Genomic DNA, 15,819 nt, shown 5'->3' on the forward strand with positions numbered 1-15,819 from the left:
ATCAGATCGGGGCCACGATGGCGATCATCACCGTGGCGGCCAGCACCACGGCCGTCGCCGCGATGCCGATCCGGTTGCCGGCGAGGGTGAGGTCGCGCGCGGCCACCTTCAGGGGCGAGGGGACGGGGAACGACGGGCCGGTGTCGGGAGGAGCGCGCATCGGGTCGCCTCGGCTGGCGAGAGTTGGGAAGGCCCGCGCGACGCGGGCGCGACCATCAAAGCACCGCCGCGGCGCTTTTGTGCCATAAAACTTAATTTAAACTCAGGATCGCCCTCAGGTGGGCCGCTTGCGGCGGCGCAGCACGAGCATCCAGCCGAGCCCCACCAGCGCCAGGATCACCGTCGCGGTGATGAAGACGCCCTGGTCGGCGAGGAGCCGCGGCGCGATCGTCAGGGTGAAGGCGGCCACCACCAGCGCGATGGCGAGGCGCGTCGCCGCGACCTCGATGCCGTGGATCAGCTGGTCCATCCCCTTGATCTCGATCTCCACCGTCATCTTGCCCTGCTTCAGGCGCACCAGCATCAGGTGCACGAGGGCGGGCAGGTCGGACAGGGTGGAGAACAGCCCGGCGCCCATGCCGGCGACCTTCTTCTTCAGACCCTCCAGCGAGAAGCGCGCCTTCATGTTCTGCTGCACGGTGGGGCCGGCGGCGGTGAACAGGTCGAACTCGGGGTCGAGCTGGCGCATCACGCCGTCGGCCGACACGAGGCTCTTGAACAGGATGGCGAGATCGGTCGGCATGGCGAGGTCGTTCTCGCGCGCCATGGTCATGAAGTCGGTCAGCACCTCGGCGAGGTTGAGGCTCACCCCTGAATGGCGCTGCACGAAGGCGTGGGCGGCGCCGTCGAGGCGGGCGAGGTCGGGCGCGCTGCTGCCGCTCCAGTCGATCAGCACCGCCATCAGCCCGTCGGCGTTCTGGCCCAGCATGGCGCCGATCATCATCAGAAGCTGGTCGCGCCGCTTCTGCGACAGGCGGCCGATCATGCCGAAGTCGATGAAGCCGATGCGGTTGCCCGACAGCGCCAGCAGGTTGCCGGGGTGCGGATCGGCGTGGAACATGCCCTCGATGAGGGCCATCTGCAGGAAGGCGTCCGTGCCCTTCTGGGCGAGCAGCGGCTTGTCGTAGTGGCCGGCGTCGAGCCGCGCGTGGTCGGTGAGCGGGATGCCGTGCAGGAACTCCTGCACGAGCACGCGCTCGGTCGTGTGCTCCCAGTGGATCTTGGGGAAGACGATGTCCTCGCGGTCGGCGAAGATGGCGGCCAGCATCTCGCAGTTGCGGGCCTCGTTGATGAGGTCGAGCTCGCCGTTGATGCCCGCCGCGAGGTGGCGCATCTGCTCCTGCGGCTTGTAGCGGGCGATCTCGGCCCATTCCCGCTCGACGATGCGGGCGCCGTTGCTCATCAGGCGCAGGTCGGCCTCGATGATCTTGCGGATGCCGGGCCGCAGCACCTTGACGATGACCTCCTCGCCCGTCTTCAGGCGGGCCTTGTAGACCTGGGCGATGGAAGCGGAGGCGATCGGGTTGTGGTCGAACTCGCCGAAGATGAGGTCGGGCGGGCCGCCGAGGTCCTCCTCGAGCTGCGGGCGCACCTTCTCCCACGGCACGGGCGACACCTGGCTGTGCAGGCGGGCGAGCTCGTCGGTCCATTCGGGGCCGAGGAGGTCGGAGCGGGACGCCAGGATCTGGCCGAGCTTGATGAAGGTGGGGCCGAGCGCCTCGATGGCGCGCCGCGCCCGCTGGGGCGGGGTGAGCCGCGACACGTTGGGGAAGGAGGCGTTGCGCGCCGCCGCGCGGGCGATGGCCTGGAGCCCCAGCCGGTCCACGACCTTGTTGAAGCCGAAGCCGATGAGCACGCCGGCGATGACGAACAGCCGGCGGTGATCGCGCGCGGACACGAATGCGGTCTTGAACATGCGCTCGGATTAGCTCTCGACTGCGGTGCGGATGTGACGGTCGGGGTGCGGTGCAACACCCTTAACGCCGAACGCGGGCGAAGTCGCGGGCGGGGACGACGTTCCGTCGTCCGAAGATGACGCCCCTAGCCCTCCGGCGGCCGCACCCGCTTCGGCCGCGAGGGCAGCGTCATGGCTTCGACGCGCAGCAGCGCGTCGAGCTCGGCCGGGGTCAGCAGGCCCTCCTCCAGCACGAGCTCGGCGACGCCGCGGTTCTCCGCGAGCGCGCGCTGGGCGATGCGCGAGGAGGCCTCGTAGCCGAGCGCGGGGCCGAGCGCCGTCACGATGCCGATCGAGCCCCCGACCAGCGCCTCGCACCGGGCGCGGTCGGCCTCGATGCCGGCGACGCAGCGCGACGCGAGCGTGTCGACCGCGGCGGTCAGCATCTTAATGGAGTTCAGCACGCAGTAGCCGATGGTGGGCTCGAAGGCGTTGAGCTGGAGCTGGCCGCCCTCGGCGCACATGGTCACGGTGAGGTCGTGGCCGATCACCAGGAAGGCCACCTGGTTGACCACCTCGGGGATCACCGGGTTGACCTTGCCGGGCATGATGGAGGAGCCCGCCTGCACGGGCGGCAGCCGGATCTCGGCGAAGCCCGTGCGCGGGCCCGACGACAGCAGGCGGAGGTCGTTGCAGATCTTGCTGAGCTTGACCGCGATGCGCTTCAACAGCCCCGAATAGAGCACGAAGGCGCCCATGTCGGAGGTCGCCTCGATGAGGTTGGTGGCCAGCACCATGGGCTGGCCGGAGAGGCGCGCCAGCTCCTCGACGGCGAGGGCCGCGTAGCGCGGGTCGGCGTTGATGCCGGTGCCGATGGCGGTGGCGCCGAGGTTCACCTCGCGGAACAGGGCCGACAGGTCGCCGAGCCGCGCCACGTCCTCCTTGATCGTCACCGCGAAGGCGTCGAACTCCTGGCCGAGCGTCATCGGCACGGCGTCCTGGAGCTGGGTGCGGCCCATCTTGACGATGTCGGCGAAGTCGACCGCCTTGGTGCGGAACGCGAAGCTGAGGTCGCCGAGCGCCCGCACGAGCGGCGCCGTCGCGAGGATGATGCCGAGCCGGAGCGCGGTCGGATAGGCGTCGTTGGTCGACTGCGCCATGTTGACATCGTCGTTGGGGTGGAGCGCCGCGTAGTCGCCGCGCCCCTTCCCCATCAGGCCGAGCGCCACGTTGGCGATGACTTCGTTGGCGTTCATGTTGGTGGAGGTGCCGGCGCCGCCCTGCACGGCGTCGACCACGAACTGGTCGTGGAAGCGGCCCTCCTCCGCGATGAGCCGGCAGGCCTCGTCGATGTGCCTCGCCTTGTCGTCGTCGAGCAGGTGGAGGCGCCGGTTGGCGCGGGCCGCAGCCTGCTTGACCAGCGCCAGGGCGCGCACGAAGTCCGGGAAGTGCCCCACCGGCACGCCGGTGATCGGGAAGTTCTCCACCGCCCGCTTGGTGTGGACGCCCCAGTAGGCCTCGGCCGGCACGTCGGACTCGCCGAGCAGGTCGTGCTCGCGCCGCGTCGCCACCTCGCGCAGCGGGATCGACTGGGTGGTGGCGACCTGCAGCGTCGCGGCCGGGTCGTCGGCCGGGGGCGGGACGGGGACGGAGGCGTCGGTCAAAGCGGGGACTCCCTGCTGGGCGGGGCGCACCCCGGCGGCGCCAGCCTACAGGGCGCGGACCGGATCGGCGACAGGGCCGGGACGGCCGGCCCCGGCGCGGCGAAGGGTGGGGGGAGACCCGCCGCGGTGCGACGATCGGGACGATGTTCCGCTCTGTCACCGCCCCGGCCGAGGCCTAGATGGGGCCGAACCGAGAGAGCCAAAGGACGCCCCCACCTGCCTTCGTCGCCTTCCCCGAACCCCGCGCGGAGACGCCTGGACTTCACGGCCGCGGATCCCGACGCCTTCGGCGCCTACCACGACCTTTACGCGGGCGGCTCGACGGTGTCGCGCCTGGGGGCCGGCTTCAGCGCGGCCGTCGTGGCCTACCGCTTCCCGCACATGCTGCTCTTCGACCGCAAGGTCGCCGGCGCCATGCACCACCGCGACGCGGCACACGTGCGCCGGGACGGGCTCGACCACTTCACGCTCCAGGTGCTGCGCAGCGGGCGGATGCTGGCCGGCCGGGCCGGCGAGGAGCGGGCCATGCGGCCCGGGGACGTCGCGGTCTACGGCACCACGCGCCCGCAGCGCACCGTGGTGGAGCGGGCGCACTACATCGCCCTCACGCTGCCGCGGGACGTGGTCGAGTCCGTGCTGCCGACCGCCCGTGACCTTCACGGGACGATCCTGCCCCGCGCCGCCGCCGGCCTGCTCGGCGACTTCATCGGGTCGCTGGTCCGGAACGCCTCCACCATGGGCCCGGCTTCGGCCGCCCGCGGGGGCGCGATGGTGGCGGAACTCCTCGCCGGCGTCGCGGGCGATGCGGCGCCGCGCCGATCCGACGACGAGCATACCCTCGCGCTGCAGCGCGCCCGGGGCGAAGCCTACATCGACGCTCATCTCCACGACCGCGACCTCGACGTGAACCGCGTGGCGGCCGCGCTCGGCCTGTCCCGGGCCACGCTCTACCGCGCCTTCGCGCCCGTCGACGGGGTGGCGCGGCAGATCCTGCGCCGGCGGCTGAAGCGGCTGCAGGCGGCCCTGGCCGCGCCGGGCGAGTTGCGGAGCGTCGCCGCGCTCGGCTTCGACCTGGGCTTCGCCAGCGAGAGCCACTGCAGCCGCGCCTTCAAGAGCGCCTTCGGCGTCACCCCGGGCCAGTTCCGCGCGGCGGCGCGCCACGCCGGGCCGTTCGAGGACAGCGCGGCACGGACGGGCGACCTGATCGACTGGTATCGCGACCTGGCCTGAGCGCCGCGGTCCCTCCGAGGCGTGCCACGGGGGGAAAGGCGCGGTCGACCGGGTGGCCCGCGCCGGGTCGAGCCCGGTCCCACGGCCCCGCTTCCGAGGTCATCACAGCGCAGAAGCGGGGCCGTGGTCCTGCCAGAGCCGGGAGCCTCCGGGAAGACCCGAGGCCCTGCGCGGATCAATCTGCGCGACGTTCGAGCCACCGTCCATGCCTCGGCGTCTCAGAGGCTTGCCCCGGCGTCTCAGACTGCCGGCGCCGTCCCGGCCGGCGGCCTCCGCCGGCCCTGCGGACCGCCGCGACCGGGGCGGGTCAGCGTGCCCCGTCGGCCCGCGCCGCGTGCTGCTCCAGCACCTTGCCGTACATCTCCAGCGTCTGCTCGGCGATGGCGTCCCAGGAGAAGTGCGCCTCGACGCGCTTGCGCCCGGCGGCGCCGAAGCGGTCCCGCAGCGCCGGGTCGCGCGCGAGGCGGTTCACCGCGTCGGCGAGGCCCTGCGCGAAAGCGGCCGGGTCGGCAGGGTCGAAGGAGCCGGGCACGAGGCCGGGATCGACCAGGAGGCCGGTCTCCTCCGGCACCACCACCTCGGGGATGCCGCCGACGCTCGTCGCCACCACGGCGGTGCCGCAGGCCATGGCTTCGAGGTTGATGATGCCGAAGGGCTCGTAGACCGACGGGCAGCAGAACACCGCCGCGTGGGTGTAGAGCTGGATCACGTCGGCCCGCGGCAGCATCTCGCGGATCCAGATCACGCCGGGGCGCTCGACGGCCGCCACCGCGTCCGTCATCTCGCGCCCGATCTCGGGCGTGTCGGGCGCGCCGGCGCAGAGCACGATCTGCAGGTCGGGGTCGATCTGCGGGATCGCGTTGACGAGGTGGATGATGCCCTTCTGCCGCGTGATGCGGCCGACGAACAGCAGGAACGGCCGCGACGGGTCGATGCCGTGGCGCGTCAGCACGTCCGTGCCCTCGACGGCCCGGTATTCGTCGAGGTCGATGCCGTTGTGGATCACGTGGACGCGCTCGGGGTCCACGTCGAACAGGCGCAGCACGTCGGCCTTGGTTTCACGGGAAACAGCCACGATGCCGTCCGCCGACTCGATGGCGGTGCGCTCCATCCAGGCCGACAGGTGGTAGCCGTTGCCGAGCTGCTCGACCTTCCAGGGCCGGAGCGGCTCCAGCGAGTGGATGGTGAGGACGTTGGGCACGCCCCACAGCTTGGCGGCGATCACGCCGCCCATGTCGGTGTACCAGGTGTGGCAGTGGACGAGGTCCGCGTCGAGCGTGTCCTTGGCCATGGCGAGCGAGCGCGCGAAGGCGTCCACCGCGCCCACGAAGCGCGGGTCCGTGCCGCGCTTGGTCTCGTCCCACTGCGGGTAGCCCTTGACCGTGAGCCGCCCCTCCTGGCTCGACTGGTCGCCGAAGCAGCGCATCTCGACGTCGATCGATTTCGCGAGGGCCGCCGCCAGATATTCGACGTGGACGCCGGCGCCGCCGTAGACGTAGGGCGGGTATTCCTTCGACAGAAACGCGACTTTCTTCGGGGCCGGCATGGGATCGCCTCGGGTCGGAGCGGACGGGGGCCATCCTAGCCGTGCGGTCGAAGGATGTGCAACGCCGCCCGGCGGAGCGGCGCGGCGCCGCGCTATTCCGCAGCCGCGGCCGCCCTGCGCGGCCCCTCGGCGTCGAACTGCAGGCGGGCGAGGCGCGCGTAGAGGCCGTCCCGCGCCATCAGGGTCGCGTGGGTGCCCTCCTCCACGATGGCGCCGTCCTGCATCACGAGGATGCGGTCGGCCGTCACCACGGTGGCGAGGCGGTGGGCGATCACCAGCGTGGTGCGGCCGCGCATCACCTCGTCGAGTGCCCGCTGCACCAGCGTCTCGCTTTCGGCGTCGAGGGCGCTCGTCGCCTCGTCGAGCAGCAGCACCGGCGCGTCCTTGAGGATGGCGCGCGCGATGGCGAGGCGCTGGCGCTGGCCGCCCGACAGCGTCACGCCGCGCTCGCCCACGAGCGTCTGCGCGCCGTCCGGCATGGCGGAGATGAAGCCCCAGGCGGCGGCGCGCTCGGCCGCGGCGCGCACCTCCGCGTCGGTCGCGTCCGGGCGGCCGAAGCGGATGTTGTCGGCCACGGAGGACGAGAAGATCGCCGGGTCCTGCGGCACGAGCGCGATACGGGCCCGCACGGCGGCGGGGTCGGCGTCGCGCAGGTCGATCCCGTCCACGAGCACGCGGCCCGCCGTGGGGTCGTAGAAGCGCGTCAGCAGGCCGAACAGGGTCGACTTGCCGGCGCCGGACGGCCCCACGATGGCGACGCGCTCGCCCGGCCGCACCGCGAAGGAGAGGTCGCTCACCACGGCGTCGCCGGCCCGCGTCGGATAGGCGAAGCCGACGCGCTCGAAGCTGACCGAGCCCCGCGCGGGCTGCGGCAGGGCCGCGGGCGCCGCCGGGGCCGCGATGGCCGGGGCGACGCTCAGGATCTCGCTGAGCCGGCCGGCGGCGCCGGCCGCCGCCGAGATCTCGTTCATCACCTCGCTGAGCTGGCCGAGGGCGCTCGCGCCGAACACCGCGTAGAGCACGAACTGCGACAGCAGCCCGCCCGACATGCGGCCCGCGATCACCTCGTGGGCGCCGAACCACAGCACGCCCACCACGCTGCCGAAGGCGAGGAAGATCGCCACGACGGTGAGGAGCGCCCGCGCCCGCGCCGCGCGGGCGGCGGCGCGGTAGGACCCCTCCACGGCGCGGTCGAAGCGCGACGTCGAGACCCGCTCGGCCCCGAAGGCCTGGACGGTCCGCATCGCGCCGAGGTTCTCGGTGGCGAACGACATGGCCTCGGCCAGCCGGTCCTGTGCGGCGCGCGAGCGGCGGCGCACGCCGCGGCCGGACAGCACCAGCGGCAGCACGATGACCGGGATGGCCAGCAGCACGAAGCCCGACAGCTTCGGGCTCGACGCGACCATCATCACCACGGCGCCGACGAACAGGAACAGGTTGCGCAGCGCCACGGAGGCGGAGGAGCCGAAGGTGGACTTGAGCTGCGTCGTGTCGGCGGTGAGGCGCGACACGAGCTCGCCCGTCTGCGAGCGGTCGAAGAAGCCGGCGTCGAGCCGGGTCAGGTGGGCGTAGAGGTCGGAGCGCAGGTCGGCCACCACGCGCTCGCCCAGCGTCATGACGAGGTAGTAGCGGGCGCCCGACGCGAGGGCCAGCACCGCCACAACGCCCGCCATAGCGGCGAAATAAGCGTTGATGAGGCCCGCCCGGTCCTCCGAGAAGCCGAAGTCGACGAGGCGCCGCACGGCTTCCGGCACCACCAGCGTGGCGGCGGAGGCCACCGCGAGGGCCAGCACGCCGAGGGCGATGCGGCCGCGGTAGCGCCTCACATAGGGCATCAGCGGCTTCAAGGCCTTGAGCGAGCCGCGCGGCGCCCCCGCATCCGCCGTTCCCCTGTTGCGTTTCATGCGTCCCCGCTGGCCTTTCGTTCGGCCGGCCGCGTGCTGCGGGCTGGCCTTCGATGCGCGTCTGGTTTATAGGCGCGCACCATCTTTATCGTGCATGGCGAATATCACGAGGGCTCCATCCGGTCCTCACGCCGCCCTGCGTGACGCCGACCGAGGACTGAGATGAAAGAAGCGACGCATCCCCACTACCACATGATCAAGGTCGTGATGACCGACGGCAGCGAGTTCATGACCCGCTCGACCCTCGGCGCCGAGGGCGACACCCTGAACCTCGACATCGACCCCAAGACCCACCCGGCCTGGACCGGCGGCTCCCAGCAGCTGATGGACCGCGGCGGCCGCCTGTCGCGCTTCAACTCCCGCTTCGCCGGAATCAGCTTCGGCAAGAAGTGAGGCGGAGTTAAGTTTGGCCCGGCCCCGCCGCGAAGCGGCGGGGCGAAAGGTCGCCGGTCACGCATTTCCCTTCTCCCCTCGCGGGAGGAGGATCCAGTCGTTTCACCCCGCCGCCTCACCCTCGGCCTGCGCCTTCGGCACGTCCGCCACGCGCCGCCGCCCGGCGATGACCTCGCGGTAAAGGTCGAGCGTCGCCCGCTCCATCCGGTCCAGCGAGAAGTGCTCGGCCACGTGCGCCTGCGCGCGCCGCGCCATGGCGTCGCGCGCGCTGGCGCCGAGCGCCAGGGCTTCGCCGACCGCCAGCGCGAGCGTGCGGGGATCGTCGGGCGGCACCACCCAGCCGGTGCGGGCCTCTTCGGGGACGCGCGGCACGGACAGCACCGTCTCGGGCACGGCCCCGTGGTCCGTCACCACCACGGGCGTGCCCATGGCCTGGGCCTCGACGGCGGAGCGGCCGAAGGCCTCGGGCTTGGTGGAGGGCACCGCCACGACGCTCGCGGCCAGAAAGGCCGCCGGCATGTCCTCGACGTGGCCGACGCGCTTCACCACGCCCTTGAGCCCGGCTTCCGCGATGGCGGCGTCGAGCTCCGCCGCGTAGCGGTCGCGGCCCTGCGGGTCGCCGGCCAGCACGAAGCTCGTGCCGTCGAGCCCCGCCTGCCGCAGCAGCCGCGCCGCCTCGATCAGCACGCGCTGGCCCTTCCAGGCGGTGAGGCGCGCGGCCAGCAGCACCACGCGGTCGCCGACCTCGACGCCCCAGTCCGAGCGCAGCTTCTCGACCCGCGCCGGTGCCACCGCGGCGGGGGTGAAGCGGCGCAGGTCCGTGCCGCGGTGCACCACCTCGATCTGCGGCACCGCCCAGGGGTAGAGCGAGGCGATGAGCGAGCGGGTGTAGTCGGAGTTGGCGATCACGACGTCGCCGCGCGCCATCACGGAATTGTAGCGCAGCTTCAGCGCGCTCGTGCCCCCGTAGGCGCCGTGGAAGGTCGTCATGAAGGGCACGCCGGTGAGGCGTGCGGCGCCCAGCGCCACCCAGGCGGGCGCGCGCGAGCGGGCGTGGACGACCGCGGGGCGCTCCTGCCGGATCAGGCGCGCTAGGCGCCCGACGTTCCAGGCCATGGCGGCGGGGTTCTTGCTGTTGGCCGGGAACGGCAGCCAGATGCCGCCGCGCGCCTGCAGCTCGCTGACGAGGCGGCCGCCGCGGCTCGCCACCAGCGCCCGCCCGCCCGCCTCGACGATCGCGCCCGCGACGTCGATGGTGGTGCGCTCCGCCCCCCCGGCGTCGAGCGCCGGGATGATCTGCAGCACGGTGGCGCCGGCGAGGTCCTCGGGTCCCCTCGGGGAAGCTTGCGGCATCAGGGCCTACGGTGTTTCGTGCGCATGGATTGGATCCCGAGATCGGTGCCCTGATTATGCCGCATGACGCCCCGACCACAATGCTGCCCGTGCGGACGGCCCGCGGCGCCCGCCGCCTCGCCACCGTGGCGCGCCCCGCCGCGGCCGGCCGGGCGCGGCCCGGCCTCGTGTGGCTCGGCGGCTTCAAGTCGGACCTGACCTCGGGCAAGGCGGTGGCGCTCGACGCGCGGGCGGGCGAGGACGGGCGCGCCTGCCTGCGCTTCGATTATTCCGGCCACGGCGCCTCGGAGGGCCGCTTCGAGGACGGCACGATCGGCCTGTGGCTCGACGACGCCCTGGCGGCCATCCGGGCGCTGAGCGCGGGGCCGCAGATTCTGGTCGGCTCGTCCATGGGGGCCTGGATCGCGCTGCTCGCCGCGCGGGCCCTGGCCGAGGCCGGCGAGGCCGGCCGGATCGCCGGCCTCGTGCTGATCGCGCCGGCGGTGGACTTCACCGAAGCGCTGATGTGGGACCGGTTCGGCCCCGAGATCCGCCGCGAGATCGCGGAGACGGGCCGCTGGATGCGCCCCTCCCCCTACGGGCCGGAGCCCTACCCGGTCACGCGGGCGCTGATCGAGGACGGGCGGGACCACCTGCTGTTCGGCGGCCCCATCCGCGCCCACGGGCCGGTGCACATCCTGCAGGGCATGCGCGACGAGGACGTGCCGTGGCAGCACGCCATGCGGCTCGTCGAGCACCTCGCCGCCGACCCCGTCAGCATCACGCTGGTCAAGGACGGCGACCACCGCCTGTCGCGCGACGAGGACGTGGCGCGGCTCCTCGCGGCGGTCGACCTCCTGGCGTGACCGCGCCCGCCGGCCTCCCCGGCCGGCGCCGCGTCACACCGGGTCGAGCCGGATGCAGCGGTAGGTCCAGCCCTCGAAGCGGCCGTCCTCGCCCCGCTCCTGCGTGGTCATCGACTCGCCGAGGCGGACGGGCCGCTCGCGGAGATCGGTGCGGATGAAGCGGACCTCCTCGTCGGCGTAGTCGGAGCCGAAGTCGATGCGGCCGTCGGCCAGGAGCACGAAGGGGTAGAAGGACGAGGCCATCTGCCCCGTGAAGCCGAAGAAGGCCGTGCGCTCGACGACACGGTCGCCCGACAGGACGAGGTCGAAGGTCATCACCGTGTCCTCGCCGTCGATCCAGCGGTACACGGCGCGCATGTGCTGTCGGTCCACGTCGCACTCTCCCCCGCCCCTGACGGCGTGGTGGGAGCCCTACCGCGACACGCGCCCCGCGGTCGACCCCGCCGCGCCGGATGGGGGCCGCGTCAGCAGCACATTGATGGCCTTGGCGAGGACGTGCACCGTGTCGCCCCCGGCGAGGCCCATGGCGTCGAGGAAATCCACCGTCATCACGGAGGTCATGCGGTAGTCCGTCCCGTCCAGGCGGACGTCGACCTGGGCCATCACGTCGCCGCGCTTGATGGCGACGACGCGGGCCGGCAGGTCGTTGCGGGCGTTGTGGTCCGTCATGCGGTGTTCGTCCCTTTCTGATGCGGCCGCCCGTCGACGCGGGGCGCGAAGGCTCCGGGCACGGTGACGACATAGCGCCCGCGACCGGCCCCGGCACCCCGCCGGAGGTTCCCCCTCCCCGGATCGCGCGCGGGAGCGAGGCTCGGGCGCCATCCTCCCCCGCATCGCCGCGGTCGTACCCACCCATCTGGCGGCCGGCCGGTTCTGCCCTTCTCCCCTCGCGGGAGAAGGGCGCCGACCCCGATGCTCAGAGATCTGAGAATACCGTCGGCGGACGGGCCGGGGCGCCCGGTCGAGCCCCCGTCAGAACGGCGCGGCCGACGCCCCGTCCGACGGTGCGGCCGCCCTGCGCCGCGACGGGCGGCGGGGCGCGCGGGCCTTGGCGCCCGGCTCCCGCGCAGACCTCGACGGTTTCGCCCCCGCCTCCGGTGCCCCCTTCGCCGCGCCGCCGTGCGCGTCGAGGAAGCGGCGGCAGGCCGAAAAGTCCTCCGCCACCTCGGCCGGGCAGTCCGTGCCGAGCTGCCGGGCGAGGCTCTGCGCGTAGCGCAGCATGGCGGGGCTCGGCGGCCGGCCCCCTGCCCCTTTGGCCGGCGCTTCGGCCCGCTCCGGCCGCGGCTCCGCGTGCTCGCCGAGGAAGGTGCGGCATATCCTGGCGTCGGTCTTGAGGCCGCGGGGCAGCTTCAGCCCCTTCCGCTCCGCGAGCGCGACCGCATAGGCCACCATGGCGGCGGTCGGTGCCCGCGCCGGGCCGCCCGGCCCAGACGCGTCGCGCGCGCCCGGCCGCACGTCGAGCGCCGCCGAGCCGCTGACCGCCGCGATCAGCTCGCCGACGCGGGCCCGCGTGCGCCGCCGAAAGGCTTCGGCGCGCCGCAGGGCCTCGGCCCGCGTGGGCGCCTGCCCGACCTCCGCCAGCTCGGCCTCGAAGGCGGCGCGGCCGACGGGGTCGCCGTAGGCCGGGAACACGCGGCGCACCGCGGCCAGGAAGGCGAGCCCCACCTCCGTCACCTCGATGGCCGGGTCCTTGCCCTTCTGGAGCGCGATGTAGTGGCTCTTCATGAGCTTCGGCAGCATCGTGTCGCGGGTCGCGGCCGTGCCGAGGCCCTTCGGCTCGTTCGGGTTGGCGGGGTTCTCCAGCGCGCGCTTGACGGCCGGGTCGTCCACCTGGTCGATCAGGCGACCCATCACCACCGGCAGCTCGCCGCGGGTGACGCGGCGGGGCGGCTCGGTGACGGCCGTGGCGACGTCGGCGCCGGTGGCCTTCGCGTCCTCGCCGTCGCCGACCGCGGGCAGGCGCGCCACCAGCGCCTCGTCGTCGCGCTTGGCCTTGCCGGGCACGGCCTCGGCGTCGGGCTCCGCCTCGGCGCCGTAGATCGCGCGCCAGCCGGGGACGCGCACCACGCTGCCGCCGACCGTGAAGCGCTTCGCCCCGAGCGGCGTGGCGACCTCGACCGACACGGTCGTGCGGGCGTCGACCCCGTCCGGCATGTGGGCCGCGAGGAACGATTTGGCGACGAGCTCCCACAGGCGCGACAGGTCCGGCGCGAGGCCGGCACCGGCCGGCACCTTGCGCAGCGGCACGACCGCGTGGTGCTCGCCGGGGTCCTTGACGTAGTGGCCCTTGAGCCCGCGCCGGAACACCAGCGCCTCCGGCAGGAGCGGCGCACAGTCGCTGAGCACGGTCACGACCGCGGCCACCACCGCGGCGGCGTCGCCGGTCTGGCTTTCCGGCAGGTGCTCGGATTCGGTGCGGGGGTAGGACAGGTAGCCCCTGTCGTAGAGCTCCTGGGCGAGCTTGGCGGTGTGCTGCGGGTCCCAGCCGAAGCGCTTGGCGCAGCGCCGGGCCAGCGTGTCCTTGGAGAACAGCTTCGGGGGCGGGCGCCGCACGTCCTTCTGCTCGACGGCGAGCCGCCCCGACCAGCGCGCCGCGGCGTCGCGGATCGCCTCCGCGGCCTCGCGCTCGAAGATGCGCTCCTTCGGCGCGTGCCAGAGCGTGAGCTTCGCCCCGCCGCGGGTGACGACGGGCAGGCCGACCTTGAAGAAGTCGCGCGGCACGAAGTCCCGGATGCGCGTCTCGAGGTCGGCCAGGATGGCGAGGGTCGGCGTCTGCACGCCGCCGAAGCGCCACGGCTCGCGGAACGCCGCGGGCCGGAGGCGCAGCGACACCGCGCGGGTGCCGTTGAGCCCGAGGTGGTAGTCCTCGTATTGGCGGCACAGCGCTTCGAGGTAGGCGGCATAGTCGCGCTGGCCCGAATCCGGCTCCTTCGCCATGACCGCGAAGGCGCGCCGGATCGACAGGTCGTCGAGGGCGCCGAGCTTCAGGCGGTCGACGCGGCCGCGCCAGCCGAGGTGCTCCAGCACCTCCCAGGCGATCATCGACCCTTCCCGGCCCGGATCGGTCGCGATCACCACGCGGTCTGCGTCGCGCAGCGCCTGCCGGATCGCGTCGAGCTTGGGCTTGTGCGACTGGCCGGAGCGGTTCTTGCCGGCCCGCACCGGGATGGCGTCGAGCACGATGGGCAGCTCGTCGAAGCGCCACGGCTTCCACTCGGGCCGCAGGTCGCCCGGCTCCTCGGCGCTGAGCAGGTGGCCCTCGGCCGCCACGCAGGTCGTGGTGGGCGACTTGAAGAAGCGCTGCAGCTGGCGCATCGCCGAGGGCTTCTCGAAGAAGAACAGCGTGCGCTCGCCGGCCGGCCTCGACATCCTGCGCGCTCCCGAAGGGGACCCGGCAGGGGCTGCCGTTCCCGTCCCGTTCTCATAGAAGGGGATCGGCGCTCCCCGCGCAAGGGGCGGCCTCGAGCGCGTCGAGGAACAGCGTCGCGGCGAGGAGGTCCGCCGAGCCGCCGGGGCTGAGGCGCCGCGCGACGAACGCGTGGTGGAGCCGCGCGGCCTCGTCCCGCCAGTCTGGCGCGCCGACGCCGCCCGCCGCGAGGAAGCGCGCCGCCGATGCCGTCGCGAAGGCGAGGCCGCCGCGGCCGCCGCGGTGGAGCAGGTTGGTGTCGTCGACGGCGGCCATCAGGGCGAAGAAGCAGTGGACCCGCGCCGCCACGGGGTCGTCCGGCCGCAGCCGCCGGCCCTCGCGCAGCCCCGGCAGGCCGGTGCGGCGCAGGGTCGGGAAGCCCGCCGCGGCCTCCTCCCGCGCGCCGCCGACGCCGAAGCGCAGCACCGCGGCGGCGCCGTTGCTGGAGGCCGGCGCCGGCCCGCCCCGGATCGCCCCGCCCCACAGCGCGCCGACCGCGCGGGCGCGGCCCTCGGCGCTGCCCCCCGCCCCACCCACCACGCCCTCGGCGGCCGCGAGGAGGCCGAGCGAGAAGATGGCGCCGCGGTGCGCGTTGACCCCGCCCGTCGCCGCCATCATGGCGGCCTCGGCGGCGAGGCCGATGCGCCTGAGCTCGGCCATGCCGGCCCGCCCCTCCCCGGCCCGCACGAGGTCGGCGAAGAAGGGGCGGATGGCGTCGGCGCTGCGTTTGAGCGCGCCGGCGTCCATGTCGGCGTGGCTGCCGCTGTCGACGAGACTGACGAGGCCGGGTTTCGGCCAAGCCTCCAGCTCGGCGATCAGCGCCGCGTGGGCCAGCGCCGCGACGCGCTCGGGCCGGCCGGCCGGGGGAGCCTCTAGCTCGGCGCTCAGCGGCACGCGGGCGCCCCGGCGCCGAGGATCGTCTCGGCGCGCACGAAGCCGGCGCGGTCGAGCGATTTCGCCAGCACGGCGGCGCCCCCGCCCCGCCGGGCCGCGGCCAGCTCGCGCCACTGCACGCCGCCGAAGGGCGTCAGCACCTCGCCGTCGACCGCCATCGGCGCCGCAGCGGCGATCGCGCCTAGCCCGTCGAGCAGCGGCCCGATGGCGCGCCCGTCCTCCGCGGGCCACAGAAGGTCGAGGTCCGACCCCGGCCCGAGGTAGGCCAGTCCCGTCTTCGCGCGCCACAGCAGCGCGCCGAAGACCCGCGGCACGAGGCCGACCGCGTCGGCGAGACGGAGCAGCGCGTCGATCGCGCCGCGCCAGGGCGCGGGCGCGAGGGCCGCGGCCTCCGCCAGCGTCACGGGCGGCACGGGCCGCCACGGCACGCCGGCGGGGATCAGCAGCGCGACGCGGCCCTTGCCGAGGCGCGGCGGCAGGGGCAGGCCCGCCGGCACCGCGCCGGGCGCGTCGCCGGGGGCGGGGCGCCGGGCGATGACCGGCCGGCCCGCCTCGGCCCAGCCCCGGACCAGCGCCGCGGCGCCGGACGGCAGCTCGGGCCGGCCGGGAAGCGCGGCGAGGACCGCGGGCCAGTCGGCGGGCGCGACGAGGAGGAGGTCGTGGCGCGCCGGTTTGGGAGGTCTCACGCGC

Annotated in this window: 14 protein-coding genes; 3 read left to right on the forward strand and 11 right to left on the reverse strand. The window is 74.0% G+C overall.

Annotated elements, in window-relative coordinates:
* Position 1: 1 nt before the first annotated feature.
* From L7N97_RS11495 to L7N97_RS11505, 3 genes are all read right to left on the reverse strand, one after another.
* On the reverse strand, positions 2 to 160 hold the full coding sequence (locus L7N97_RS11495; RefSeq protein WP_237478409.1) for a hypothetical protein: 159 nt from the start codon (positions 158 to 160) through the stop codon (positions 2 to 4).
* 114 nt (positions 161 to 274) lie between these two features.
* Positions 275 to 1,915, reverse strand: a complete 1,641-nt coding sequence (locus L7N97_RS11500) for an ABC1 kinase family protein (RefSeq protein WP_237478410.1) — start codon at positions 1,913 to 1,915, stop codon at positions 275 to 277.
* Between the two features lie 125 nt (positions 1,916 to 2,040).
* The gene (locus tag L7N97_RS11505) at positions 2,041 to 3,558 is read right to left on the reverse strand and encodes an aspartate ammonia-lyase (protein WP_428980984.1); all 1,518 of its coding nucleotides are present in this window, start codon (positions 3,556 to 3,558) and stop codon (positions 2,041 to 2,043) included.
* 324 nt (positions 3,559 to 3,882) lie between these two features.
* Between L7N97_RS11505 and L7N97_RS11510 the strand changes: the two genes are divergently transcribed.
* Positions 3,883 to 4,788, forward strand: a complete 906-nt coding sequence (locus L7N97_RS11510) for a helix-turn-helix domain-containing protein (protein WP_237478411.1) — start codon at positions 3,883 to 3,885, stop codon at positions 4,786 to 4,788.
* A gap of 307 nt (positions 4,789 to 5,095) precedes the next feature.
* On the opposite strand, the gene glgA is transcribed toward L7N97_RS11510, so the two are convergent.
* Together glgA and L7N97_RS11520 are read right to left on the reverse strand one after the other, a co-directional pair.
* Positions 5,096 to 6,334, reverse strand: a complete 1,239-nt coding sequence (glgA, locus tag L7N97_RS11515) for a glycogen synthase (RefSeq protein WP_237478412.1) — start codon at positions 6,332 to 6,334, stop codon at positions 5,096 to 5,098.
* Between the two features lie 92 nt (positions 6,335 to 6,426).
* On the reverse strand, positions 6,427 to 8,238 hold the full coding sequence (locus L7N97_RS11520; RefSeq protein WP_237478413.1) for an ABC transporter transmembrane domain-containing protein: 1,812 nt from the start codon (positions 8,236 to 8,238) through the stop codon (positions 6,427 to 6,429).
* Between the two features lie 162 nt (positions 8,239 to 8,400).
* Between L7N97_RS11520 and rpmE the strand changes: the two genes are divergently transcribed.
* Positions 8,401 to 8,631: a 50S ribosomal protein L31 gene (gene rpmE / locus L7N97_RS11525; RefSeq protein ID WP_237478414.1), complete on the forward strand. Its 231-nt coding sequence runs from the start codon at positions 8,401 to 8,403 to the stop codon at positions 8,629 to 8,631.
* Between the two features lie 102 nt (positions 8,632 to 8,733).
* Here rpmE and L7N97_RS11530 read toward each other — a convergent pair whose 3' ends face one another.
* Complete coding sequence (locus tag L7N97_RS11530) at positions 8,734 to 9,984, reverse strand: glycosyltransferase family 4 protein (RefSeq protein ID WP_237478415.1); 1,251 nt, start codon at positions 9,982 to 9,984, stop codon at positions 8,734 to 8,736.
* A 56-nt stretch (positions 9,985 to 10,040) separates the two neighbouring features.
* Between L7N97_RS11530 and L7N97_RS11535 the strand changes: the two genes are divergently transcribed.
* Positions 10,041 to 10,829, forward strand: coding sequence for an alpha/beta hydrolase (locus L7N97_RS11535; RefSeq protein WP_237478416.1), 789 nt, complete (start codon positions 10,041 to 10,043; stop codon positions 10,827 to 10,829).
* A gap of 33 nt (positions 10,830 to 10,862) precedes the next feature.
* Here L7N97_RS11535 and L7N97_RS11540 read toward each other — a convergent pair whose 3' ends face one another.
* The 5 genes from L7N97_RS11540 to mdcG all read right to left on the reverse strand — a co-directional run bounded on the left by L7N97_RS11540 (position 10,863) and on the right by mdcG (position 15,815).
* Positions 10,863 to 11,201 carry a hypothetical protein gene (locus tag L7N97_RS11540; protein WP_237478417.1) on the reverse strand — a complete coding sequence of 113 codons (339 nt, stop codon included), beginning with the start codon at positions 11,199 to 11,201 and terminating at the stop codon, positions 10,863 to 10,865.
* A gap of 39 nt (positions 11,202 to 11,240) precedes the next feature.
* Positions 11,241 to 11,498, reverse strand: coding sequence for a TOBE domain-containing protein (locus L7N97_RS11545; protein ID WP_237478418.1), 258 nt, complete (start codon positions 11,496 to 11,498; stop codon positions 11,241 to 11,243).
* 303 nt (positions 11,499 to 11,801) lie between these two features.
* Complete coding sequence (locus L7N97_RS11550) at positions 11,802 to 14,198, reverse strand: type IA DNA topoisomerase (RefSeq protein ID WP_237478419.1); 2,397 nt, start codon at positions 14,196 to 14,198, stop codon at positions 11,802 to 11,804.
* A 52-nt stretch (positions 14,199 to 14,250) separates the two neighbouring features.
* Positions 14,251 to 15,129, reverse strand: coding sequence for a triphosphoribosyl-dephospho-CoA synthase MdcB (mdcB, locus tag L7N97_RS11555; RefSeq protein WP_237478420.1), 879 nt, complete (start codon positions 15,127 to 15,129; stop codon positions 14,251 to 14,253).
* Positions 15,120 to 15,815, reverse strand: a complete 696-nt coding sequence (gene mdcG / locus L7N97_RS11560) for a malonate decarboxylase holo-[acyl-carrier-protein] synthase (RefSeq protein ID WP_237478421.1) — start codon at positions 15,813 to 15,815, stop codon at positions 15,120 to 15,122. The genes mdcB and mdcG overlap by 10 nt, the downstream gene beginning before the upstream one ends.
* Positions 15,816 to 15,819 lie beyond the last annotated feature (4 nt).

It is taken from the genome of Lichenibacterium dinghuense (genome assembly GCF_021730615.1).
In the GTDB taxonomy this organism is placed as follows: Bacteria; Pseudomonadota; Alphaproteobacteria; order Rhizobiales; family Beijerinckiaceae; genus Lichenihabitans; species Lichenihabitans dinghuensis.